This window comes from Salinibacterium sp. CAN_S4, from assembly GCF_015752305.1.
Taxonomy (GTDB): Bacteria; Actinomycetota; Actinomycetes; order Actinomycetales; family Microbacteriaceae; genus Rhodoglobus.
Genome location: NZ_JADOVB010000001.1, coordinates 765900 through 787813 on the forward strand (window position 1 = coordinate 765900; position 21914 = coordinate 787813).

Annotated in this window: 25 protein-coding genes and 1 tRNA gene; 7 read left to right on the plus strand and 19 right to left on the minus strand. The window is 65.4% G+C overall.

What is annotated here, in order from left to right; all coding sequences use genetic code 11:
* Window positions 1-32: 32 nt before the first annotated feature.
* The 9 genes from IWX81_RS03815 to aceA all read right to left on the minus strand — a co-directional run bounded on the left by IWX81_RS03815 (window position 33) and on the right by aceA (window position 10567).
* Window positions 33-536 carry a DUF3145 domain-containing protein gene (locus tag IWX81_RS03815; protein WP_199279906.1) on the minus strand — a complete coding sequence of 168 codons (504 nt, stop codon included), beginning with the start codon at window positions 534-536 and terminating at the stop codon, window positions 33-35.
* Window positions 537-757: 221 nt separating this feature from the next.
* Window positions 758-1306: a PadR family transcriptional regulator gene (locus IWX81_RS03820; RefSeq protein WP_199279907.1), complete on the minus strand. Its 549-nt coding sequence runs from the start codon at window positions 1304-1306 to the stop codon at window positions 758-760.
* A 24-nt stretch (window positions 1307-1330) separates the two neighbouring features.
* On the minus strand, window positions 1331-2998 hold the full coding sequence (locus IWX81_RS03825) for a bifunctional 3'-5' exonuclease/DNA polymerase (RefSeq protein ID WP_199279908.1): 1668 nt from the start codon (window positions 2996-2998) through the stop codon (window positions 1331-1333).
* Window positions 2999-3033: 35 nt separating this feature from the next.
* The gene (locus IWX81_RS03830) at window positions 3034-3441 is read right to left on the minus strand and encodes a DUF779 domain-containing protein (RefSeq protein ID WP_199279909.1); all 408 of its coding nucleotides are present in this window, start codon (window positions 3439-3441) and stop codon (window positions 3034-3036) included.
* A 102-nt stretch (window positions 3442-3543) separates the two neighbouring features.
* Window positions 3544-5067 (minus strand): acetaldehyde dehydrogenase ExaC, encoded by a 1524-nt coding sequence (gene exaC, locus IWX81_RS03835; protein ID WP_199279910.1) that lies wholly within the window; start codon window positions 5065-5067, stop codon window positions 3544-3546.
* A gap of 49 nt (window positions 5068-5116) precedes the next feature.
* Window positions 5117-6187 (minus strand): DUF222 domain-containing protein, encoded by a 1071-nt coding sequence (locus IWX81_RS03840; protein ID WP_199279911.1) that lies wholly within the window; start codon window positions 6185-6187, stop codon window positions 5117-5119.
* A 53-nt stretch (window positions 6188-6240) separates the two neighbouring features.
* Window positions 6241-7533: a GAF domain-containing protein gene (locus IWX81_RS03845; RefSeq protein WP_199280436.1), complete on the minus strand. Its 1293-nt coding sequence runs from the start codon at window positions 7531-7533 to the stop codon at window positions 6241-6243.
* Between the two features lie 94 nt (window positions 7534-7627).
* Entirely contained in the window at window positions 7628-9235 is a 1608-nt protein-coding gene (gene aceB / locus IWX81_RS03850) for a malate synthase A (RefSeq protein ID WP_199279912.1), read from the minus strand.
* 27 nt (window positions 9236-9262) lie between these two features.
* Window positions 9263-10567 carry an isocitrate lyase gene (aceA, locus tag IWX81_RS03855; RefSeq protein ID WP_199279913.1) on the minus strand — a complete coding sequence of 435 codons (1305 nt, stop codon included), beginning with the start codon at window positions 10565-10567 and terminating at the stop codon, window positions 9263-9265.
* Window positions 10568-10698: 131 nt separating this feature from the next.
* Here aceA and IWX81_RS03860 point away from each other — a divergent pair, with 131 nt between their 5' ends.
* Window positions 10699-12162 (plus strand): helix-turn-helix domain-containing protein, encoded by a 1464-nt coding sequence (locus IWX81_RS03860; protein WP_199279914.1) that lies wholly within the window; start codon window positions 10699-10701, stop codon window positions 12160-12162.
* 10 nt (window positions 12163-12172) lie between these two features.
* Here the strand turns inward: IWX81_RS03860 and IWX81_RS03865 are convergent, their stop codons facing one another.
* Window positions 12173-12997, minus strand: coding sequence for a DUF1684 domain-containing protein (locus IWX81_RS03865; RefSeq protein WP_199279915.1), 825 nt, complete (start codon window positions 12995-12997; stop codon window positions 12173-12175).
* Window positions 12998-13018: 21 nt separating this feature from the next.
* Between IWX81_RS03865 and IWX81_RS03870 the strand changes: the two genes are divergently transcribed.
* A complete protein-coding gene (locus IWX81_RS03870) occupies window positions 13019-13210 on the plus strand; it encodes a PLDc N-terminal domain-containing protein (protein WP_199279916.1) in 192 nt (63 codons plus the stop codon).
* 39 nt (window positions 13211-13249) lie between these two features.
* Here the strand turns inward: IWX81_RS03870 and IWX81_RS03875 are convergent, their stop codons facing one another.
* Window positions 13250-13570: a DUF7882 family protein gene (locus IWX81_RS03875; RefSeq protein ID WP_199279917.1), complete on the minus strand. Its 321-nt coding sequence runs from the start codon at window positions 13568-13570 to the stop codon at window positions 13250-13252.
* A 119-nt stretch (window positions 13571-13689) separates the two neighbouring features.
* Here IWX81_RS03875 and IWX81_RS03880 point away from each other — a divergent pair, with 119 nt between their 5' ends.
* Window positions 13690-14253 (plus strand): hypothetical protein, encoded by a 564-nt coding sequence (locus tag IWX81_RS03880; protein WP_199279918.1) that lies wholly within the window; start codon window positions 13690-13692, stop codon window positions 14251-14253.
* Window positions 14254-14272: 19 nt separating this feature from the next.
* On the opposite strand, the gene IWX81_RS03885 is transcribed toward IWX81_RS03880, so the two are convergent.
* Window positions 14273-14608, minus strand: a complete 336-nt coding sequence (locus tag IWX81_RS03885; RefSeq protein WP_199279919.1) for a hypothetical protein — start codon at window positions 14606-14608, stop codon at window positions 14273-14275.
* A 123-nt stretch (window positions 14609-14731) separates the two neighbouring features.
* On the opposite strand from IWX81_RS03885, the gene IWX81_RS03890 reads away from it, so the two are divergent.
* Both IWX81_RS03890 and IWX81_RS03895 read left to right on the plus strand, forming a co-directional pair.
* Window positions 14732-15109 carry a DUF7882 family protein gene (locus IWX81_RS03890; protein ID WP_334592956.1) on the plus strand — a complete coding sequence of 126 codons (378 nt, stop codon included), beginning with the start codon at window positions 14732-14734 and terminating at the stop codon, window positions 15107-15109.
* 51 nt (window positions 15110-15160) lie between these two features.
* Window positions 15161-15625 carry a DoxX family protein gene (locus tag IWX81_RS03895; RefSeq protein ID WP_199279920.1) on the plus strand — a complete coding sequence of 155 codons (465 nt, stop codon included), beginning with the start codon at window positions 15161-15163 and terminating at the stop codon, window positions 15623-15625.
* A 22-nt stretch (window positions 15626-15647) separates the two neighbouring features.
* Here IWX81_RS03895 and IWX81_RS03900 read toward each other — a convergent pair.
* Window positions 15648-15721, minus strand: a tRNA-Ile gene (locus IWX81_RS03900).
* Between the two features lie 108 nt (window positions 15722-15829).
* On the opposite strand from IWX81_RS03900, the gene IWX81_RS03905 reads away from it, so the two are divergent.
* Complete coding sequence (locus IWX81_RS03905) at window positions 15830-16153, plus strand: hypothetical protein (RefSeq protein ID WP_199279921.1); 324 nt, start codon at window positions 15830-15832, stop codon at window positions 16151-16153.
* Here IWX81_RS03905 and IWX81_RS03910 read toward each other — a convergent pair.
* The 3 genes from IWX81_RS03910 to IWX81_RS03920 all read right to left on the minus strand — a co-directional run bounded on the left by IWX81_RS03910 (window position 16150) and on the right by IWX81_RS03920 (window position 19688).
* On the minus strand, window positions 16150-17370 hold the full coding sequence (locus IWX81_RS03910) for an HNH endonuclease signature motif containing protein (RefSeq protein ID WP_199279922.1): 1221 nt from the start codon (window positions 17368-17370) through the stop codon (window positions 16150-16152). The two genes, IWX81_RS03905 and IWX81_RS03910, sit on opposite strands and share 4 nt — an antisense overlap.
* An 86-nt stretch (window positions 17371-17456) precedes the next feature.
* Entirely contained in the window at window positions 17457-18632 is a 1176-nt protein-coding gene (locus IWX81_RS03915) for a glycosyltransferase (protein WP_199280438.1), read from the minus strand.
* Between the two features lie 81 nt (window positions 18633-18713).
* Complete coding sequence (locus IWX81_RS03920) at window positions 18714-19688, minus strand: multidrug DMT transporter permease (RefSeq protein ID WP_199279923.1); 975 nt, start codon at window positions 19686-19688, stop codon at window positions 18714-18716.
* A 40-nt stretch (window positions 19689-19728) separates the two neighbouring features.
* On the opposite strand from IWX81_RS03920, the gene def reads away from it, so the two are divergent.
* A complete protein-coding gene (def, locus tag IWX81_RS03925) occupies window positions 19729-20295 on the plus strand; it encodes a peptide deformylase (protein WP_199279924.1) in 567 nt (188 codons plus the stop codon).
* Between the two features lie 11 nt (window positions 20296-20306).
* Here def and IWX81_RS03930 read toward each other — a convergent pair whose 3' ends face one another.
* The 3 genes from IWX81_RS03930 to IWX81_RS03940 all read right to left on the minus strand — a co-directional run bounded on the left by IWX81_RS03930 (window position 20307) and on the right by IWX81_RS03940 (window position 21779).
* Window positions 20307-20612, minus strand: coding sequence for an AzlD domain-containing protein (locus IWX81_RS03930; RefSeq protein WP_199279925.1), 306 nt, complete (start codon window positions 20610-20612; stop codon window positions 20307-20309).
* Entirely contained in the window at window positions 20609-21322 is a 714-nt protein-coding gene (locus IWX81_RS03935; RefSeq protein WP_442977618.1) for an AzlC family ABC transporter permease, read from the minus strand. Before IWX81_RS03935 ends, IWX81_RS03930 begins: the two co-directional genes overlap by 4 nt.
* Before the next feature lie 112 nt (window positions 21323-21434).
* Window positions 21435-21779 (minus strand): SHOCT domain-containing protein, encoded by a 345-nt coding sequence (locus tag IWX81_RS03940; RefSeq protein ID WP_199279927.1) that lies wholly within the window; start codon window positions 21777-21779, stop codon window positions 21435-21437.
* Window positions 21780-21914: the final 135 nt, after the last annotated feature.

Here is a 21914-nt window from a genome sequence, read left to right on the forward strand (position 1 = left end):
TCCAGGCGTTGTAGTGCAGTGATGAAGCGTTGTCAGCCGACCTTATGAAGCCAGACGACGGCCGAATCCTGGCTGGCGTGACGGAAGACCTCGAGTTCGTCGTCCCAAGCCTGCCCTAGTGCGAGCCTCAACTCGCGATGGAGCTCGATAGTGTTCGCTCCTGCGATATCCATCGCATACCGGATCCGATCCTCGGGGATGACCATGTTGCCTGCCGTGTCGGTCTGGGCATAGAAAATTCCGAGGTCGGGGGTGTGCATCCACCGGCCGCCGTCGGTGCCGAGACCGGCATCCTCGGTCACCTCATAGCGGAGGTGTTCCCAACCGCGAAGAGCCGAGGCAAGGCGTGCTCCGGTGCCCTTGGGGCCTTCCCAGTAAAACTCAGCGCGCTGCGAGCCCTTGAGCACGGGCTGCTGATCCCAATCGAAATTTACGGCGCGATCTAGTGCGCGACCTGCTGCCCACTCGATGTGAGGGCACAGTGCGCGTGGCGAAGAGTGCACAAATAGCACTCCGCGAGCGTGTGATGCAGTCACGATAACTCCGTTCCGGTTGGGTGCGACTTCCCCATCGACCCGTGGAACGGTGTGTTGCAATCTGGTGTGACCGAATATTCAGTTGGGCAGGGCTGCTCTCGCAGGCCCACTCCGGTCATTATCGCCCATGATGTCGGGAAATCACAAGCATGTAGTTCGGCCGGGCGTGAAAAACCACTCGGGCTTGCCTCACCCGCGCATGGCCGGACCCGGGCTCAGCCTCAGCCGCGCACAGGTCGGCCGCGACGGGGTGGCTCGGCCTCGAGCCCGAAGGACTCCGATCCCCTCACGAGCACCTCGGCTCGGAGCAACCAGCCCAGCTCGGCCTCGGCAGCCGCGAGCTGCGCCTCCCCCACGAGCTGGCGCGCGACCGCGCCCGCGGACTCCTCGCGACGGAGGGCATCCACCTCAGCAGCGGTCGACTCACGCTGCAGGGCCACCACTGCCGCGGCATCCACCCGAGGAAGGGACTGCGCGAGCGCTACTTTGAGCGCGAGTTCGTCGAGCGCCGCCGACGGCATGGCAATCCCGAACCAGTCGCGCACGGCCAGGCGACCGCCGTCGGTGATGGCGTAGTAGACGTGGCCCGTGGAGTTCGCTCCGAGTTTCAAGACCAGCCCGTCCCGCTCGAGCCTGTCGAGGGTGGCGTAGACCTGGCCCACGTTGAGTGAGCGGGAATGACCCGTCCTCCGCTCGAATTCGACCCTGAGCTGATACCCATAGCAATCGCCCTCGTCGAGGATGGCGAGAAGGCTCTGGCGGATCGACATGCATACACGGTATAGGTCGAGTGCCTACTTGGCCTGCCCATAGTTGTCCACGGTTGCGATCGTGACCGGAAATTGGGCAGGGAGCTGGCCGAACAGCAGCCTGCCCGCCTCGACAGCAGCCTGCGCGATCACCTCGGCGACCAGGTCGGCTCGCGCAGCCGGGGCGTGGACGACGACCTCATCGTGGAGGAAGAACACCAGGTGCGGGCCGTCGAGCAGGCCGCCACCGCCGTTCAATTCGAGCAAGCGTCGGCGGATACTCCCCATCCAGCACAGTGCCCACTCGGCCGCCGTACCCTGAACGATGAAGTTGCGGGTGAACCGGCCCCAGGCACGTCCGCGTTCCCGGGCTCGGGTGGACTCCGCCGATGACACAGTCTCGTTCCACGTGCCGGTGTCGCGTCCTGGTGGAGAACTTCGACCCAGCCTCGTCGTCACGACCTCCCCGCGCTCCCCGGCTCGAGCGGCATTCTCGACCATCTCGATCGCTCGCGGGTATGCGCGGGCGAGGGCCGGCATAAGCCGTCCACTTTCACCGGTGGTGGCGCCGTACATGGCACCGAGCATGGCGACCTTGGCCTGGTCCCGGGTCTCTACGGCACCGCTCGCTACGATCCCCGCATACAGGTCCCCCGCTGAACCGGCCTCGATCATTCCACGGTCGACGGCCATCGCGGCGAGGATGCGCGGCTCCAGTTGCGACGCGTCGGCAACGATCAGCTTCCATCCCGCGTCGGCGACCACGGCTCCGCGGATGTTCCTGGGCAGTTGGAGCGCTCCCCCGCCGCTGGTGGCCCAGCGCCCGGTCGCCGCACCACCCGGCACGTAGTCGGGACGGAACCGGCCGTCGACGACCCAGGTGTCGAGCCAGCTCCAGCCGTTGGATGCCAGGAGGCGTGAGAGCTTCTTGTACTCCAGCAGCGGAGGGATTGCAGGGTGCTTCAGCCTGCTGAGTTCCCAGGATCGGGTCGAGGTGACCATCAGCCCCGCAAGCCCGAGCGCCCGCAGCAGGTCTGCCGGTGAATCCGGATTCAGCTCAGGCGCTTCGAGGCGGTCCCGCACGATGTCGAGCAGTGCCTGCAACTTCGCCGGCCTGTCGCCGTCCACTGGCGGCCTAGGACCGAGTGCACCCGAGAGGATCTCGTCGTGCCGATCAGCACTCCACGGGAGCCCGGCGAAGTGCATCTCGGCGGCTATCAACGCGCCGACCGATTCTGCGGCGAGCAGCCTGCCGAGTCGGGGCGGCTCTGGGCAATGCTCGACGGCCAAGCGCTGGAGTTCGAACTCCGCCACAGGATCCGGTTCGCCGGACGATTCGGGTACCGCGACCTGATCCCACTCGAACAGGGCAGAGTGGGAGGGCGCCGCGGGGCCCGGGCCGACGACCGGGGCCGCGGCATCCCACGGGCCACGGCGTAAGCGCGCAAGCGCCGAATCCGACGTCAGGGATGACGATCGCAGGATCGCGTGACACAGCCTCAGGTCGAAGCACCGATCAACCCGCACTCCCGCGGCCAGCAGGGGCGGGTACCAGCGGGAGGTGTCATCCCACACCCAGCGTGGATGCCCGGCCTCCCGCTCAGCGACGAACGCCGGCAGATCGTCCACCGGCTCCCGGGCCTCCACCGCCCCGTCGTCGCCGAAGGTCGTGGCCTGCACGGTGCCCTGGACGCGAGCGAGGACTATGTGCACGGCACCAGTCTGCCCCTTGCCACCGTCGCCGAGGCTCAGGCGAAGGGTTGTGCGGTCTCCATCAGCCTGGATCTGATCAGGAAGCGCAGGCCCTCAGGGCCCTCCAGGGAGAATCCGCTGCCCCTGCCCTTGACCACGTCGATCGTGAGGAACGTATGGCTCCAGTATTCGAACTGCTCTTTGGACATCCAGAAATCGATGTTCTGGGCCGCCGAACCCGCCGGAGCGATATCAAAGACGCCCAGCAGGATGTCGTTATCGGACGTCCAGAACTCGCCGGCCCCGAAGCACATAGGCGAGCTGCCGTCACAACACCCGCCGGATTGGTGGAACATCAGCGGCCCGTGCTGGTCCCACAGCTTGCGCAGCAGGTCGACGCTCTCGGAGGTGAGCGCGACCCTGGGCAGCGTCTCGCCCGGAATAACGACGGTGGATTCGATCATTCCCATGCTCCTTTGCCTGGCGATCTGCGCGATCAGAGTGCCTCCGGTGGTCATCCGATCCTGACACAGGATGACCACCGGAAGCTGTTCTCCCCTGCCGGTTTAGAAGAAGCCCAGCTTGTCTTCCGAGTACGACACGAGCAGGTTCTTGGTCTGCTGGTAGTGGTCGAGCGCGAGCACGTTGTTCTCGCGACCCATGCCCGAGCTCTTGTAGCCACCGAACGCGGCACCGGCGGGGTATGCGTGATAGTTGTTCACCCAGACGCGACCCGCCTGGATGTCACGGCCTGCCTTGTACGCGACGTTGCCGTTACGCGACCACACTCCGGCACCGAGACCGTAGAGGGTGTCGTTGGCGATCGCGATACCGTCGTCGTAGTCGTCGAAGCTGGTGACGGAAACGACGGGGCCGAAGATCTCTTCCTGGAAGATGCGCATCTTGTTGTGGCCCTCGAAGATGGTCGGCTGCACGTAGTAGCCACCGCTCAGGTCACCGCCGAGGTCGACCTTTTCGCCCCCGAGCAGCAGTTTCGCGCCCTCCTGCTTGCCGATGTCGATGTAGCTCAGGATCTTCTCGAGCTGGTCGTTCGACGACTGCGCTCCGACCTGCGTGTCGGTGTCGAGCGGGTTGCCCTGCACCGCCTTCTTCGTGCGCTCGACCGCGTCGCCGAGGAACGAGTCGTAGATCGGCTTCTGGATGATCGCGCGCGACGGGCAGGTGCAGACCTCGCCCTGGTTGAACGCGAAGAGCACGAAGCCCTCCTGCGCCTTGTCGTAGAACGCGTCATCCTTGTCGGCGACATCGGCGAAGAACAGGTTGGGGCTCTTGCCACCGAGCTCGAGCGTCGCGGGAATGATGTTCGCGCTCGCGTACTGGAGGATCAGGCGGCCCGTCGTGGTCTCACCCGTGAACGCGATCTTGCGAATGCGTGGGCTCGACGCAAGCGGCTTGCCGGCTTCTGCTCCGAAACCGTTGACGACGTTCACGACGCCCGGGGGCAGGATGTCGCCGATCAGCTCCATGAGCACGAGGATGGACACGGGAGTCTGCTCGGCCGGCTTCAGCACGATCGCATTGCCGGCGGCAAGTGCGGGAGCGAGCTTCCACACTGCCATCAGGATCGGGAAGTTCCACGGGATGATCTGCCCGACGACGCCGAGCGGTTCCTTGTAGTGGTAGGCCGTCATGGTGCCGTCCATCTCGGCGAACTTGCCCTCCTGCGCCCGGATCACGGCCGCGAAGTAGCGGAAGTGGTCGGCTGCCAGCGGCAGGTCGGCGTTGAGTGGCTCGCGGATCGGCTTGCCGTTGTCCCAGGTCTCGGCGACGGCGAGCAGCTCGAGGTTGGCGTCGATCACATCCGCGATGCGGTTGAGTACGTTGGCTCGTTCCGTGGTCGAGGTCTTGCCCCAGGCCGGGGCTGCCTTATGTGCTGCGTCGAGAGCCGCATCGATGTCTTCGGCTGTGCCTCGAGCGACCTCGGCGAAGGGTTTGCCGTTCACCGGCGAGATGTCTTCGAAGTACTGGCCCTTGACCGGCGCTACCCATTCACCCCCGATCCAATGCTCGTAGCGAGGCTTGAAGGTGACTTTCGAATCCGGGGATCCCGGGGCTGCATAGACAGTCATGTTGGCTCCTATCGACGACATTGTCTGGTGTCGGCCACGCTACGAGCCACTACGTTGCGCCGAGGTTGCGCCGACGTTGCGAGCGGCTGACGGCCGTCATCCCTGGCCCAGAATTCGATGTGGTGGGCTTCGCACCATCCTGGCGGCCGGTCACAGCCGGGGAAAATACACCCGCCATCCCGTCGGCACACGCAATCCTCCGGACTGTAGAGATGCCTACATGGGCGGTCTGGCCCTCCAGTTGAGCTCCACCGCGCCCCGTGTCCAGGTCGGCGATCGATACATGGATTCGGAGCCCGGGCTTTCGACCTCCGAATAGGCTCCCCGAGTCTGCACCGACTGCAACGACCACCATGTCGACAAGGGCGTCGACCGTCATCTGATCGGTAGTGCGTGCGTCGTCGACGATCCGCTCTGCGCGGGCCGCCCGCGCGGGATCGACAAACCGAGGTCCACCACGGCGCGGAGCAGTGACAGAATCGACCGCACCAGACACGATCGCAGCCGATTCAGGGTCGAGCAGCCCAGTGATTCTGGTCATGCCATCCGGTTGTGGGATCAGCCTGAGGAATCGCTTCTCCCGCAGTGCAGCTTCGCGGTCATCCACGCCTCCTGCATCGAGATCATCGCGGATGTATCGTGCAGCCGCGGCAATACGCTCTGGCGATGTATGCGCGGCAGCGGACACGAGCCTTACGGCCGCGTCGAGAAGGTCATCGGCAGCCACGCAGGATGATGGCGGACCAAGACCGGCCACGATTCCGTCAGCAGCAGCGATGGAGATACTGCCATCACTCACCGCATCAGCCACTGGTGCACACCAGGGTGACCCGGTTTCGAGTACCGATCCGATCCGGATGAGCGAGCGTGCCTCCGAACGAGTGACCCCGGTGAGCTGCTGCACCAGCGCTTCGGGAGTGCGAGCACCCGATCGCTGAGCCAGTCCCGCGTACCCGAGATCGGGCGCGGATCGCCTGCCCACCTCAGCCGCGACACGAGCGCTGAGGGAGTCGAGTCGGCGGCGGGAGGTGGCAATCTCCACCTGAAGCGCAAGAAGCGCTGCATCAGGCAGCGAAGTGAGTTCGACGTGATCCGGCACAATCACCGTGGTGATCGTCATGGGGTTATTCTACCACACATTCGAAGCTATGTTCGAATCAATTCGCAGCCGATTCAGCGCAGCTCCGCCTCGATCCGCTCGATGCGCGCCACCACCGCGGCCCGCTTCGGCGATCTCGCCGGCAGCAGCTGCAAGCACACGCGCCACACCTCCACGTCGTAGGCGGCTTCATCGGTGCGGGCGTATGTCAGCAGAGTGTCGACGGCCGCATCGGTCAGCAACGCGTCTCGCAGCCTGCGACTGACCTCTGAGCGGATCACGAGCACGCCCGGCGCTGTCGAGGCCGGCAGCAGCTGGCCCGAGTATCCCGCGAGCGCTACCTTGTGCGCACCCCTGTCGAGAAAAGCGAGCACGCGGTGTGCGTCGAGTTCGAGTCGCCGCGGCATCCTGTACGGTCTCGACAGCGGGACGAGCGTCGGATCGAAACCGGTCAGCTGCCTGCGCAAGCGCACCATCTCGGGACGGAGCGTCTCCGTCGAGCAGCCCAACAGCGCAGCCAGCCCCTCGGCGGTGAGGCCGGCGGGATGCCACGCCAGCAGGGTGAGGATCTCGCCGTGCCGCGTGCTGAGGTCCGTTGCCCGTCCGCCGCTCTCGAGCCTGCCTCCCTCGCTGCCCAGCACCGACAGCGCCGGGGATGAATCGGGGCGAGCGACGGCACGGCGCACTGTGCGACGCGGCCTCGACGCCTGTTCGTCCAGTCGGCGGATGCGCAACTCGGATTCGACGGCCGCCACCGCTGCCTCCAGCAACGGGAGCGTCGCCGGTGCCGCCGCGTCATCTCCCCCGGTGATGTCGATCACCCCGAGCATCGAACCCGTGACGGGGTCGTGCACCGGCACCGCCGTGCAGCTCCACGGGTGGGCAATCCGGTTGAAGTGCTCAGCGCCATGGATCTGGATGCCGCGATCGAGCGCGAGCGCGGTGCCAGGCGCACTCGTACCCACGGCACGCTCACTCCAGTCGGCGCCCTCGACGAACAACATGCCCTCGGCCTTGCGTCGCAGGTTCCGATCCCCGTCGATCCACAGCAGCCGGCCATCCTGGTCGCCGATCGCCACGATCAGTCCGGCGTCGAACGTGTGGCGGATCAACAGGCGATGGATAGTCGGCAGCGCGAGCGCGAGCGGATGCGCGTCCCGATAGTCCCTGAGGTCCGATTCGTCGAACTGCCGGCCGTCGAGCGGCTGGTCCGGATCGAGCAGCAGTTGCAGCGAACGCTCCCACGATTCCTGCACCAGTTTGCGAACCCCGGCCACGGGCATCCGCTGGTCGACGACCGCTTCGTGAGCCCGCTCCAGCCGAACGCGCGCCGGATCGGCTGGCGGGACACTCCACGGGCTGGACACTGTCACTCCGATCAACGTTGGTCGAGTGCACTTATGGTACGCGTGCCAGCCCGTGAAACCCCCTGTGCAGGATCAGAATTGTGCGGTGGGAGAACTATGCGGCGACGGCCTCCCTGTTCTCGACGAGGTACCGGCTGTAGGCGGTGAGCGTGAGGAAGGTCGGGAAGTCCTCCTCGAGCGTCACAGCCCTGAAGACGTCGGCTGCTTCTCGGAATCGCCCACCCGCTGGCGCAGACTCCAGCACGGCCGCGAGCTCCCGCTCGACGACTCCCCTGGTGATCAGGGTGCCCTCGGCGGTGACGACCCGCTGGTGCATCCACTGCCACAACTGGCTCCGGCTGATCTCCGCGGTCGCGGCATCCTCCATGAGGTTGTCGATCGCGGCGGCACCGACTCCACGCAGCCAGCTCTCGATGTACCTGACAGCGATGGAGACGTTCGAGGCGACACCGGCATCCGTCACCTGCCCGTCAATCCGAAGGTCGAGCAGGTCGTCGGCCGTGACGTGCACGTCGGGCCGCAGTCGGTCGACCTGGTTCGGCCGATCTCCGAGCACGGCGTCGAACTCGGCGCGGGCCGTCGACACGAGGTCAGGATGCGCCACCCAGGTGCCGTCGAACCCATCGGTCGCCTCCCGGCGCTTATCCGCCGTCACGGCGGCGAGCGCTCGAGCCGTCACCTCGGGGTCCCTGCGGTTCGGGATGAACGCGCTCATGCCGCCGATGGCATGGGCGCCGCGCTTGTGACAGGTGGCGACGAGCAGCTCGGTATACGCCCTCATGAAGGGAACGGTCATCGTGATGTCAGACCTGTCCGGCAGCACGAAGCTCGCACCGCGCCCCCGGAAGTTCTTGATGATGGAGAAGATGTAGTCCCACCGTCCGGCGTTGAGGCCCGCGCAGTGCTCGCGGAGTTCGTACAGGATCTCCTCCATCTCGAACGCCGCGGGAATCGTCTCGATCAGAACGGTCGCCCTGATGGTGCCGTGTTCGATCCCCAGCGCATTCTCGGTGAAGGTGAACACGTCATCCCAGAGCCGCGCCTCGAGATGATTCTCGATCTTCGCGATGTAGAAGTAGGGCCCGGAGCCACGCTCGATGAGCTCCCTCGCGTTGTGGAACGCATACAGCCCGAAGTCGACGAGCGAGCCGGATGCCGGTGAGCGCTGGCCGGCGCGGTCCGTGTACCTGACGTGCTTCTCCACGAGATGCCAGCCGCGCGGTCGCATCACAATCGTGGGAGTCGACTCCCCCAGCCGGTATTCCTTGCCCTCCGGGCTCGTGAAGTCGATCTGGCGCCGGATCGCGTCGTGGAGGTTCAGCTGCCCACCGATCACGTTCTCCCAGGTCGGGCTGGTGGCATCCTCCTGGTCTGCCAGCCACACCTTGGCACCGGAGTTCATGGCGTTGATCGTCATCTTGCGGTCGGTCGGACCGGTGATCTCCACGCGACGGTCTTCCAGGCCGGGGCCCGCTCCAGCCACTCGCCAGGTCGGCTCCTCGCGGATTGCCGCCGTCTCCGGCAGGAACCTCAGGTTGCGTCCGTTGGTGATGTGCTTGCGCGACTCCATCCGGGCGGCCAGCCTGTCGTGCCTGCGGCCCGCGAACTGGTCGTGCAGCCTCGTGAGGAACTGCAGAGCCTGGGGAGTCAGTATCTCGTCGAAACGGTCGCCGTCAGCGCCGGTGATATCCATGCGGTTCATGAGATGTCCTTGTGAAATCGTGGGTGTCTAGTGGAACTGGGCGGTCTCGGTGCTGCCGACCAGGGCGAGCGTTTCGCTCGTGGGGTTGAGTGCGGTCGCGATGCGGTCGAAGTATCCCGTCCCGACCTCACGCTGGTGGCGTGTCGCCGTGTAGCCGTCCTGCTCTGACGCGAATTCCGCTTCCTGCAGTTCGACGTACGCACTCATGTGGCGTTGCGAGTAATCGCGGGCGAGCGTGTACATCGAATGGTTGAGCGCGTGGAAGCCCGCGAGGGTGATGAACTGGAAGGCGTACCCCATGGCCGCGAGCTCCCGCTGGAAGGTGGCGATCTGCGCATCGTCGAGGTGGCTCTTCCAGTTGAACGACGGCGAGCAGTTGTAGGCGAGCTTCTTGCCCGGGAACTCCTTGTGGATGCTCTCCGCGAAGGTGCGCGCGAGCTCGAGATCCGGCTCGGCACTCTCCACCCACAGCAGGTCGGCGAACGGGGCGTACGCGTGACCCCGTGACAACACGGTCGCAATGCCAGGCGTCGTGCGGAAGAAGCCCTCTGTGGTGCGCTCCCCCGTGAGGAACTCCTGGTCACGCTCGTCGATGTCGCTCGTGATCAGGTCGGCGGCGAGCGAATCGGTTCGAGCGATCACAAGGGTCGACACCCCGGCGACGTCCGCTGCGAGTCGCGCGGCGTTGAGGGTGCGCACATGCTGGGCGGTGGGGATGAGCACCTTGCCGCCCATGTGCCCGCACTTCTTTTCCGAGGCGAGCTGGTCTTCCCAGTGCACCCCTGCCGCACCCGCCTCGATCATCGACGACATGAGCTCGTAGGCGTTGAGCGGGCCGCCGAAGCCGGCCTCGGCGTCCGCGACGATCGGGGCGAGCCAGTCTGTGCGGGGGCTGCCGTGCTCGGCGACCTCGATCTGGTCGGCGCGCAGCAGGGCGTTATTGATTCGACGCACCACGGCGGGAACGCTGTTCGCCGGGTAGAGGCTCTGGTCGGGGTAGGTCTGGCCTGACAGGTTCGCATCTGCCGCCACCTGCCAGCCGCTGAGGTAGATCGCCTTGAGGCCCGCCCGCACCTGCTGAACTGCCTGGTTGCCGGTGAGTGCCCCGAGCGCCGGCACCCATTCTTCTGAGTGGATGAGCCTCCACAGGTTCTCGGCGCCACGACGGGCCAGCGTGCGGTCCTCGCTGACGCTGCCGCGCAGGGCGATGACATCCTCGGCGGTGTAGTTGCGCTCGATGCCGTTCCAGCGTGAGTCGGTCTTCCACTCGGTCTCGAGCTGTGCTGCTGTCTGCGTCTGGTCGCCCGGACGGGCGGTGGTGTCGTTCGTCATGTGAAACTCCCTGGTCGTTGCTGTCCTGCATCGACTCTGCGGCGTCATCCATGGTTCTTCTCACGCTTTTGCGGCAGAATAAACGTGATTCTTCTGGTTACTGGAAGAACCCCGGGCTGGAGGGCCGTCGCATGGACGCACAGGACACGAACGCCGAGCACGATGAAGACATGCTCGATTCCCTCACCGTCGGCCGTCGCATCCGGCAGCTTCGAACCGATCGCGGCCTGACCCTCGACGACCTCGGTGCGGAACTCGGCAGGGCGGCATCGCAGGTCTCCGTCATCGAGAACGGCAAGCGCGAACTCAAGCTCGGCGAACTTCAGAAGCTCGCGCGCATTCTCGGTGTGACGGTGGACCAGCTGCTCAGCCCTGAGGCTCCCTCCCGTCGCGCCGCTCTCGAGATCGCCCTCGAGCGGGCCCAGCGCGGGCCGCTCTACTCGAGCCTGACGCTGCCGAGCCTCCCGGTGCGCAAGTCGCTCAGTGACGAAGCGATCGAGACGATTCTCGGGCTCCATGACGAATTGAAGCGACTGCATCGGGAGCGCGCGGCCACTCCGGAGGAAGCGCGCAGGGCCAACACCGAACTGCGGAAAACGATGAGGACGCGAAACAACTATTTCGGCGAGCTGGAGTCGACGGCGAAGCAGCTGCTCGATGCCGTCGGCCACGCTGGAGGGCCGCTGTCGCAGCGGGTCGCCTCGGACCTGGCGACTCATCTCGGGTTCTCGCTGCACTTCGTGCCGGACCTTCCCGGGTCCACACGGAGCGTGACCGACCTTCGCAATGGCAGGATCTACCTCCCCGTCGGTCAGGCCGATGGTTCAGACCCCCGATCCACGCTCCTGCAGGCGCTGGCGGGCCATGTGCTCGGGGTCGGCGAACCGCGGGACTACGCCGACTTCCTCCGGCAGCGGGTGGAGACCAACTACCTCGCCGCCGCGCTCATGGTGCCGGAGCACACCGCCGTCGAGTTCCTGCTCGCCGCCAAGTCGAAGCGCGAGCTCTCCGTCGAGGACCTCCGCGATGCGTTCGCGGTCAGCTACGAGACCGCCGCGCACCGATTCACGAACCTGGCGACGCAGCACCTCGGGATTCCCGTGCACTTCCTGAAGGTGCATGACGGTGGCACGATCTCGAAGGCCTACGAGAACGACAGCGCTGCCTTCCCGACGGATGCCCTCGGAGCCGTCGAGGGCCAGATCGTGTGCCGCTACTGGAGTGCGCGCCGCGTGTTCGACGTCTCAGACCGGTTCAGCCCGTATCACCAGTACACCGACAAGCCCGGCGGGACGTACTGGTGCACCTCCCGCATCCAGTCGAGCAATCGCGGATACTTCTCGGTCAGTGTCGGCACGCCGTTCGCGACCTCGAAATGGTTCCGTGGACGGGACACGACGAACCGCGCAACCTCCACCTGCCCCGATGAATCCTGTTGCCGACGAGCTCCGGAATCCCTGGCCGAGCGCTGGGAGAAGTTCTCCCTCCCGAGCGCGAGGCTGAACAGCTCACTGCTCGCGGCGATGCCCACCGGGATGTATCCAGGAGTCGACGCGACAGAGGTCTTCGAATTCCTCGAGCACCACAACGCCTGAGCGCGAAGCCTCACACCTCGTGAAGCAGCGATCCATCCTTCTTCAGCACGTTCTTCTCGCCAGCCTCGATGGCCACGCTGAAGCGGTTCTGCTTCGGCGGCATGGGGCAGTTGAAGTTATAGCTGAAAGCACAGGGTGGCAGCACTGCGAGGTTGAAGTCGAGGGTGATCGAGCCATCCGGATTCGGGGCAATGAACAGGAAGCGGCCGACGCTGTAGGTGTCGACGCCGTTGGTGGCGTCCGCGTAGACGAGCTGGAGAGCGCGCCCCGACTTGAACGCGACGAGGTTGTAGTCCACGCCGTCTTTGGTGAACGAGATGTCACCGGGAATGACCTGTTCCTTGGTCTTGCCGTTGTCTTTCAGGTGCTCGAACCCCATGGTGGTGCCGGCGGGATTCTCGGTGAACGTGGCGGTGATCACCCAGTCCGGGTTGTAGGCGTAGCCATCGATGCTGCCGAATTCCTGGATACCCTCCGAGGCCGAATCCCACACGCGAAGCGCATACTTTCCCTCGTCGCCCGCGATGACGAAGCCGGTGACGGTGTCACTGAACACGATCTCGCTCGGCTCCGCATTGTCCTTGCCGCGCACGATCGCCTCGCCATCGACGAGAGCGCCATCGACGACGATGTTGTCGGATGCGGCCGCGGTGACCCGCAGCCCTCCTTCTGCCGGGGCCCAGGTTCCCGGCACGCCCCAGATGGTCTGCTCGGAGTCGATCCATTGCGTGTTGACCAGCGCAAGACTGCCCTTGGGCTGCACCACCGAAGCCTCGCGGCGTGAGCGGAATGTGGCGAGTCGCGACTCGGCGGAGGGAGCGGTCTGGTCGGTCATGCTCTCCATTATGCTGGCCCCATGGATCCCGTAACCATTACCTTCGGCGGCCTCATCGGCTTCGTCATCTTCATCATTACTCTCGTCTCCATCGTGAAAAACCCCAACCACGGTGCCCTCGGCAAGTTCGTGTGGATCCTCGTCGCGTTCTTCCTGTCGGTGCTCGGATCGATCCTCTGGCTGCTCTTCGGCCGGGGTCGGGTCTCACGCTAGAGAACGCGACAACCGCGGGATAATTCCCGGGCTCGGATCTCAGGCTGTCGCTTCTGGGGCTTCCGCCGGTTCATCCAGGATGACGAGTCCGGAGCCGCTGCTCGCGACGAGGGAGAGTTCTTCGAGCCACCGTCGGTTGAGGGACGGCGACTTGCTGCCGTCGAAGTCGAAGTGCAGGGGAAGCGACGGAGCGATCCAGACCGTCGATCGGCCGTGACCCTCACTGCGCGATTTCGCCCAGGAGAACGTGAACGACTCACCGCGGCGCAGCTTGTTGATGATCACCACTTTGAGGTGGGCGAGGGTGCGATCCTCGACGGGGATGGCGAATCGGGAGTCTCCGTAGTACAGCGTTCCCACGATGGCCCCTCTCCTGCTGCTAATGCGTCCGACTGGAACACTACCAAGACCTGAACCGACGCCAGACCTCGCACGAATCGCGATTGACGTGCCCCGTCATTCGAACGTATGTTCTATTTATGACGCATCACTGGAGGCCGAGCGACCAGCTCGAACGGGCCCCGGGGCGCAGCGAGTGGCTGCTTGTGCACCGCGGCATCCAGCTCGGCCGTATCCAGTACGGGCGGGTCGCCCGGCGACCCGCGTTCCGTTCCGTGACCCGACCGGACCCCCACACCGGCGTCGAGGCTGTCGTCGGCTACGCCTGGGTGCTCGAGACGGCGTGCGATCGTCTCTGGGATTGGTCGGTGCGCGTCCGGACGGCACCGGCACTGCACTCACCGCGACCAGAGGAGAGACTCAGCATGGCGGCATGGCCCTGGCCCCCGATCCGCATCAGCGACACGGAATGGGTGGTCATGCGCAACAGCGCGAGCCGCCCCAAAGCAGTGATCCGGCGCATGGAGGCGGATCCGGGGTATCCACCCTTCTTCAGGGCCGTGAGCTGGGCACCGGCGTCGGCTGAGCGGCGGCTCATCGGCTACTTCCCCACGCTCGAATCGGCCGATCTCGCGATTCTGGAAGATGCGCCGCAACTCATCACCCATGGTCCGGACAAGGACCGTCTCGGCCACACACCCTAGGCACCAGCACCAGGAACCGTCAAAAATCGTCGATCATGCTCGACGCGACCTCACCCGCCGCGCTGGGCTGCACACCTACGGGCGAATCGAGCCTGCCCCGACGCTCATCGAGCTGCGCGAGATAGGGAGCCTCGTCGAATTCCGCATCGAATTCGATGCCGGCATCTTCGACCATCAGCTGACTGGCCGGACCGATCACGATCTCGGCCGTGCCGAACGCGCCATCCTTGACGACGGGGATGATGACCGCGTCGGCAGATCCGGCAATGGCCAGTGACGCCGCGTACAGGGCGAAGGAATGCGCGATGTTATCCCCTGTGAGAACCGAGCCGCCAGAGTAGTGGATTCGTTTCATGTCTCCACTGTCCAGTGGTCGGCATCCATAAGCAATCCTTTCCCGGATACTGGTCAAGACCGGCAGGACGGGCTACCCTCCGCGTGGCGGGGACCGCTCGGGGCGAATCCACCGCGCCCCAGCATGCATGTTTCGCTGCTCGCCCGGGGTATCCTGAGGTTCCTGTTTCCGTTGACCGTCTGGGAGTCCCCGTTGGGAACCATGTACTACGCCGATGCCACGCGCGTCGCCATTCCCTTGCCTGACCGCGATCTCGCGCACATCAAATTCGTCATCGTCAACAAGCTGCGACGCAATGAGGCGTTCACGTTCTCGTGGGACAAGCCGGAGAGTGACGGCGGTGGCCGATCGAGCGTCTGGATCTCGGCGCAGATCCCGCTCGAATTCGAATTCGATGACGCGACTCCCCCGGAGATGAACCGGGAATGGCTCGAGCAGCTGTCCCAGGCGGCGTCGACCGTCAACGGACTGACCCCGATCCCGGAGCCAGAAAAGGCGTAGCCCGCACGCCGATGGTGCCGACCTCGAGCCAGCCGGAGCACAATGGATGGCATGTCGCGAACTCCTGAACTCACCGATCCGACCTCGACCGCTGAACTCTCCCGCACCAGCCGGATCGGACGACGGGTGGGGCGCATCGCGCTGGGGGCGTCACTCGTCTTCGCTGGAGTGGGCCATTTGACCTTCGCTCGCACAGACTTCCAGGCACAGGTTCCGGAGTGGCAACCTCTCGATCCGGACTTCGTGGTGGTGGCATCCGGTGTCGTGGAGATCGCGCTCGGCAGCGCCCTGATCCTCAGCCGTCAGCAGCGCACGAAGGTCGGGTGGGTTGCAGCGGCGTTCTTCGCCGCCGTGTACCCCGGAAACATTTCCCAGCTGGTCAACCGCGTCGACTCGCTCAGTCTCGACAGCGACCTCAAGCGGTGGATCAGGATGCCGTTCCAGCCCGTGCTCATCGCGTGGGCACTGTGGTCGACCGGCGCCTGGCGCGCTTGGCGGCTACGCCGGGGTGTGTGAACCGCTGGGTGTGATTGCACAGTAGGGCGGATGGGACTTGAACCCATGACCGACGGATTATGAGTCCGCTGCTCTAACCAGCTGAGCTACCGCCCCGAGCCCGACGAGCGCGGGCGGAATACAACGATACAGGGCGACGAGACCCACCGCGGATCACCCGTCTACCACCCGCCCGACCACCCCGCTCTGCGGTATGTTCGGGGCATGGTGATCTCCTGCTGCGTCCTGTTCTGGGCCCATTCTGGGCTGGAATCCGATCTTTCCCGTTACATCGACACGGTCGTCGATCTCGAGATCGAACACGGGGGGACGGTGAAGTATCGCGGGTTGAGCGATGGGTCTGATGACCAGCCGCTCGAAGTGCACATCCTCGAATTTCCCAATGAAGACATGATGAACAACTTCATGGGCGACCCTCGGCGTGTGGAGATGAACCCTGAACGCGAGCGCGTGATTGCGAAGATGGAGATCATTCTTCTGACCAGCCAGCCGGTCCCCGAGCCGCAGGCGCCACACCTCTCCGACTAGAACGGCGGCGGCGGATCCGGCCTAGCCTGCGCGCCAGTAGGACTGGTCCAGGTCATCCCGCCCGCTCCGTGCTCTGCCGTCCAGCGGCTGTGGTGTTTCAGCCGATGATGGTGGCGACAGAGATGCGCGAGATTGTCGGCGCTCGTGGTGCCACCGAAAGCCCAGTCGATGGTGTGGTCGACATCACAGTCCCGGGCCCTGCGGCCACAACCGGAGAAGGCACAGGTCTGGTCGCGCAACTCGAGCCAGCGTTTGAGATCTGCCGGAACCCGATAGGTGCTGCGGTCGACGTCGAGCACGGTGCCACTGATCGGATCGGTGAGGATGCGGAAGAACGACGGCGCGTGGCCGGCCATCTCGCGAGCCGTGGCGGCATCGATCGGGCCGTAGCCTTCGAGGGTCGCGGGCTGATCGCCGCCCAGCAGCGTCAGCACGGGAACCAACACACCGACCGAGACACCGACATGTGGTGCGGCGCTGCCCAGCACGCCGGCGAGCAGGTCGCCCGCGACATCCGCCCGAAGCTGCGCAAGAGTGCGGGTCTCGTCCGCCGCCCTCAAGAGGGACGCAGCGGAACGATCGATGTGCGCCGTTGCGCGCTGTGCTACAGCCGACGGCAGGTATGCCGTAAGCCACGACATGCCATCGATATCGTGGTCGACCCAGACTCGGCGTTCCTGCGCCGTGATCCGATGGAGTGCGGCTGCCTCCTGCGGCTGCACCCGCTCCCGGGCCGATCTCGCCCTGGCACGGAAGCGCGCCGTAGCAAGCACGGCGGCCGCCTCGAGAATCGCGTCTTCGAACGGCTTCCACGCCGCCTCGGGCAGCGTGGCAGCCAGCTCGGCCACGACCCTCGCGTTCGCCGCGGGAACCTCACCGGCCCGGAAAGCACTCCACACCCGCGGGGCGCACAGCCGCAGCACGCGCGCTTGCTCGGCCTGTGCTCGAACTGTCTGCTCGGCGAGACCGAGGCGGACGGCGAGGTCGGCCACGGCAGCGCGCTCGGCGAAGGCGACGGCATCCTGCGTCGACCCAGCCGAAGGGCCGACGAAGATCTCGGGGAAGGCCCTGGCCTCCACCAGCGTCTCGTGGATGGCGGCGAGCTGCTCGGCCTGCGCCATCGTCGCCGCCCTCAGCGCGTATTCGGCACGCGCCATGCTGCACTCGATCCGCACGTCGGGATGACGTGGATCGAGGAGCGTGTGGAGGCTTTCCATACCGTCAGTGAACAGGTAGCCACCGACATTCGATGCGCCTCAGTGGACCATAAAAGAGCCGGTCACCCGGCCGAACCGATCGGGAATCAGGCCGACTTCTGGCCGGTGACATCACCCTCGACGAGTTCACCGCGGTACAGCGATTCGAAGGTGTCGAGGGTGCGCTGGATATCGTGAGCCGCGACGATCTTGAGACTCTCCTGCTTGAACTTCAGGATCTCCTCGTGCGGCATGCTGAGCACCTTCGTCAGCCTGTCGGCGAGCTGCGCCACGTTGCCGGGTTCGAACAGGAAGCCGTTCTCCCCGTCGTGCACGAGATGGGGAAGGGCCATCGCATCGGCGGCCACGATCGGCAGTCCGGATGCCATCGCCTCCATGGTCGAGATGCTCTGCAGCTCAGCGATGGACGGCATCGCGAACACCGAAGCCCTGGTGAGCGCGTTGCGGAGGTAGGCCTCATCCACATAGCCGGTGAACTTCACGCGATCGGTGACGCCGAGCTGCGCGGCCAGCGACTTGAGCCTCGCCTCCTGGTCGCCGCCTCCGACGATCTCGAGCCGGGCATCCAGCGATGAATCGAGAGTCGCGAACGCCCTGAGCAGCTTGTCGATCTGCTTCTCTTCCACCACCCGGCCGAGGAAGACGATCAGGTTGTCTGTTCTCGGCTCCATGGTGGGCGTGTAGTTGTGGGCGTCGATGCCGCACGAGATCGCGACCACATTCTTCACAGAGGTGTTGGCCTCGAGGTACTCGGCGGCTTTGCGGGTCGGCGTTGTCACCCTTTCGGCGCGACCGAACGTGCGGTTCGCGGCTTTCCAGGCAGCCTTGATCGCCTTCTCCGTGAGGAACGGCGGAATGATCAGCGTGTACTCGAGAAGATTCTCGGGCATGAAGTGGTTGGTACCGATGATGCGGATGCCGCGTTTGCTGCCCTCGATCGTCATTCCCCGCCCGATCACGATGTGCGACTGGAAATGGATGACGTCGGGCTTCACTGCATCGATGATGCTTGCGCTGTTGCGCCTGATGCGCCACGGCAGCGAGAACCTCAGCCAGGGGTGCGGATACCAGCGCCAGGAGTAGATGCGATGAACCGTGAACTTCTGGCCCTCGTGCTCCTCGACCTGGGCGCCCAGCTTCTTGTTGGAGTATGACGGTGCAGCGACGTGCACGTCGTGCCCGCGCTCGGCCAGCCCTGCCGACAACCGCGCGATGAAGCTCGCGGCACCATTGATCTCCGGCCAGAAGGTGTCTGCTCCCATGAGGATCCGCAGTCGAGGTTTGCCGTCGTGGGGAGATATTCGAGGGGCGTCAGACACGCTGTACACCGTACCCCAATGGCTCTAGGTGCCATCTCCAACCACGTCGGCGAGTGGCGTATTCGCGAGCGCCTGCGGGTGATGCCTCGAGAGTGAGGTCACACCCCACACGGCACATCCTCCGGCCGCGATGAACGCGAAGACAGCCCACAGCGGTGCACCGGCGGCCTCGCCGAGCACGATGATGCCGATGGCCACGGCCACGATCGGGTCGATCACGGTGAGCCCGGCGACGACGAGGTCCGGCGGGTTGGACGAGTGGGCGGTCTGCACGAAGTAGGTTCCGAGCAGGGCAGCGAGGATCAACCCGACAAGACACAGCAGCGTCAGGATGTCGGCCGAGCTGAACTCGAACTCCTTCTGCAGGATGGTCTGCACGCGGCCGATCACCACGTTGGCGAGCGTGACCACGAAGCCGAACAGCACACCAGCGGCGATGACGTAGAAGATCGGCCTGGGCGCGCGCCTGCGGATCAGCACGAAGAGCGTGATGAACACCGCGAGCACCACCGTCAGGATGATCAGCACGATCGACAGCTGGGTCGCCGTGATCGGGTGCTTCTTCGTGACGAGGGCCGCAATCGTTACGAACACACCGACACCACCGATGCAGATGATGATCGAGCGAATGGATATGCGGTCGAGCGGAATCCCGGAGATGCGCGAATTGACGATCGCCGTAATGACGAGTGCGATAGCGCCGAGTGGCTGCACGACAGTGATGGGCGCGAGGGTGAGGCTCGTCAGCTGGAGCACGACGGCCAGGCCGAGGAAGACTGTGCCGATGACCCACGACGGTCGCGCCAGAAGGGATCTGAGCTGCCCGAGGCTGAGCCCGGTCTTACCCTCGTGGCGGGATCTCTTGTTGACGAGAGCGACTCCCCCATGTTGGAACTGGGTGCCGAGCGCCAGCAATACCGCGGCGATGACGGCGAGGGCGATCCCGATGGGAGCGTTACCCCCGAGATTGTCTGCGATTTCTGTCAGGTCCGGCTGCACCCGACGAATCTACCCTTTCGGCCTCGGTTATTCTGGAGGCATGGCCGTGCTCCCCATCCGAATCACCGGCGAACCGGTACTCCACTCGATCGCAGAGCCCGTGGTCGACGTCGACGCGACGCTGCGCACCCTCGTGGAAGACATGTTCGAGACGATGGAGCAGGCGCCGGGAGTCGGGCTCGCCGCACCACAGGTCGGAATCGGGCTGCGCCTGTTCGTCTACAACTGGGTCGATGACGACGAGGTGCTGTGGCGCGGAGTCGCGATCAATCCGGAACTGTGGCTCTCACCCATCCCGGCCGGCGAACCCGACGAGGACGCGGATTCCGAAGGATGCCTCTCCATCCCCGGTGCGCGGTATGCCCTCAGGCGCGCCGACAGGGTCAGGCTGCGCGCGACCGACCTCGACAAGAAGGTCTTCGAGATCGAGGCCGAAGGCTGGCTTGCCAGGATCTTCCAGCACGAGTACGACCACCTCGACGGAACCCTGTATGCGGATCGCCTCGATCACGCCCAGTCGAAAGCCGTGGCGAAAGTTGTCAGGAAGAGCGGCTGGGGCATTCCCGGCGAGAGCTGGATGCCCGGCGAGGACGACCTCGAAAGCTGAGGCCCCTGCGCCTAGGTGAGCGCACGGATCAGCGCGGCTGTCGCGGCGGCGGCAACGATCACAATGATGAACGGCACCCGGAGAGCGAACAGCCCGGCGGCGACGACCAGCGCGGGCACTCGAGCATCGAGCGTGACCCCCTGGCCCGAGCCGATGGTCTGAGTCACGATCAGCGCGGAGAGCAGCGCGACGGTCAGCAGACCGGCGATGCGGGCGGGCACCGGCCTCTCGATGAGGGACGGCGGAACGAGGTAGCCCAGAACTTTGAGCGCCAGCACCGCGATGGATGCGAGGATCACCACCTGCCAGATGCTCACGGCTTCCTCCCCCACCAGTTAGTGAAGCCCACCACGACCGCCACGACCGCAGCCAGCAGAACGGGGACTCCGGGCGGCAGCCACGGCGTGAGCACAGCGGCGACCACAGCGGCCCCGACGGCGACCACGATCGGCTGCAGTCGCCTGAGTCGGGGCCACAGGAGCCCGAGGAACGCGGCGGCGGCAGCGGCATCCAGCCCGTACTGGCTCACATCACCCAGCAGGTCACCGATCAGGGCGCCGATCAGCGTCGTGAGGTTCCAGCCGACGTAGATGATCGCGCCGGTGAACCAGAAGCCCGTGCGCTGGCTCTCGGCAGTGGGCTGCGCCGAGCCGACGGCGGTGCTCTCGTCGATGGTCCAGTGGGCGGCCAGAAGCTTCTTCGGCCAGCCTCCACCGACGATAGGAGCCATCCGCAGTCCATAGAGACCGTTGCGGGTGCCGAGAAGGGCGGCACTGGCGATGGCGGCGCCGCCTGCTGCGGTGCCACCCGACGCCAGCACGCCGATAAGCGCGAATTGCGAGCCTCCGGAGAACATCACCAGGCTGAGCACGCAGGTCTGCCACACGTCGAGACCGGATGCCACGGACAGCGCCCCGAACGACAGGCCATAGGCCGACACCGCCACCCCGACACCGAGACTGGCGCGGATCGCAGCGGCGCGGTCCGCTGTGCCCTGCGCCTGGGCGGCGCCTGCATCATCGACCACCGACGAATCTCCCTCCGGGGAGGCATCGGTGGCACCGATCCTGCTCCGAAGGGAGACTCTATCTGCAACGGGATCAGGGCTGGTGCCGCACATCCGGTGGCGTTCGCGGCGCTTACTTCGCCGGGGGCGTGAACTGGTTGTTCGCGCGAAGCACTTCCAGTCGTGCGCGATACTCCTTCTCGTCGATGTCTCCCTGGGCGAAGCGCTCGGCGAGGGTCGACTCGGCACCGCGAGCTGCGCCATTGTGCGCGTAGCCGAAGTGACCACCCGCAAAGTGACCGGGTTCGAAGCCGTTGCGCGCCCAGCGGCGGCGAGCGAGACCGCCGGCCAGGAACAACAGTCCGATGAAGAACAGCGGAACGAGGAAGAACAGGATTCCGAAGCCGAATCCGATGCCGCCCATGTGGGCGGCGAGGGTCGGCGCAGCGAGAGCAGATGTAACGAGTGTCGAGAACATAACAGGTCCAATCACGAGAGAGTTGGCGGTTGCGGATGAACCGTTACCACCAGCCTCGTCGTCGAGACTCCTTCGCGAATCTGCCCTGAGGTGTCTTGCTCGTACTCCGGCAGACGCAGGATTCGAGCTGTGGAC

What these genes read in the sequence shown, in the direction of transcription:
- IWX81_RS03830 (WP_199279909.1), bottom strand. Translation starts at nt 3,441, where the DNA reads ATGATCGAATCCACCGTCGTTATTCCGGGCGAGACGCTGCCCAGGGTC.
- exaC (WP_199279910.1), bottom strand. Translation starts at nt 5,067, where the DNA reads ATGACTGTCTATGCAGCCCCGGGATCCCCGGATTCGAAAGTCACCTTC.
- IWX81_RS03910 (WP_199279922.1), bottom strand. Translation starts at nt 17,370, where the DNA reads ATGGAAAGCCTCCACACGCTCCTCGATCCACGTCATCCCGACGTGCGG.
- IWX81_RS03870 (WP_199279916.1), top strand. Translation starts at nt 13,019, where the DNA reads ATGGATCCCGTAACCATTACCTTCGGCGGCCTCATCGGCTTCGTCATC.
- def (WP_199279924.1), top strand. Translation starts at nt 19,729, where the DNA reads ATGGCCGTGCTCCCCATCCGAATCACCGGCGAACCGGTACTCCACTCG.
- IWX81_RS03820 (WP_199279907.1), bottom strand. Translation starts at nt 1,306, where the DNA reads ATGTCGATCCGCCAGAGCCTTCTCGCCATCCTCGACGAGGGCGATTGC.
- IWX81_RS03905 (WP_199279921.1), top strand. Translation starts at nt 15,830, where the DNA reads ATGGTGATCTCCTGCTGCGTCCTGTTCTGGGCCCATTCTGGGCTGGAA.
- IWX81_RS03885 (WP_199279919.1), bottom strand. Translation starts at nt 14,608, where the DNA reads ATGAAACGAATCCACTACTCTGGCGGCTCGGTTCTCACAGGGGATAAC.
- IWX81_RS03840 (WP_199279911.1), bottom strand. Translation starts at nt 6,187, where the DNA reads ATGACGATCACCACGGTGATTGTGCCGGATCACGTCGAACTCACTTCG.
- IWX81_RS03865 (WP_199279915.1), bottom strand. Translation starts at nt 12,997, where the DNA reads ATGACCGACCAGACCGCTCCCTCCGCCGAGTCGCGACTCGCCACATTC.
- aceA (WP_199279913.1), bottom strand. Translation starts at nt 10,567, where the DNA reads ATGACGAACGACACCACCGCCCGTCCGGGCGACCAGACGCAGACAGCA.
- IWX81_RS03890 (WP_334592956.1), top strand. Translation starts at nt 14,732, where the DNA reads ATGCATGTTTCGCTGCTCGCCCGGGGTATCCTGAGGTTCCTGTTTCCG.
- IWX81_RS03940 (WP_199279927.1), bottom strand. Translation starts at nt 21,779, where the DNA reads ATGTTCTCGACACTCGTTACATCTGCTCTCGCTGCGCCGACCCTCGCC.
- IWX81_RS03880 (WP_199279918.1), top strand. Translation starts at nt 13,690, where the DNA reads ATGACGCATCACTGGAGGCCGAGCGACCAGCTCGAACGGGCCCCGGGG.
- IWX81_RS03915 (WP_199280438.1), bottom strand. Translation starts at nt 18,632, where the DNA reads ATGGGAGCAGACACCTTCTGGCCGGAGATCAATGGTGCCGCGAGCTTC.
- aceB (WP_199279912.1), bottom strand. Translation starts at nt 9,235, where the DNA reads ATGAACCGCATGGATATCACCGGCGCTGACGGCGACCGTTTCGACGAG.
- IWX81_RS03860 (WP_199279914.1), top strand. Translation starts at nt 10,699, where the DNA reads ATGGACGCACAGGACACGAACGCCGAGCACGATGAAGACATGCTCGAT.
- IWX81_RS03895 (WP_199279920.1), top strand. Translation starts at nt 15,161, where the DNA reads ATGTCGCGAACTCCTGAACTCACCGATCCGACCTCGACCGCTGAACTC.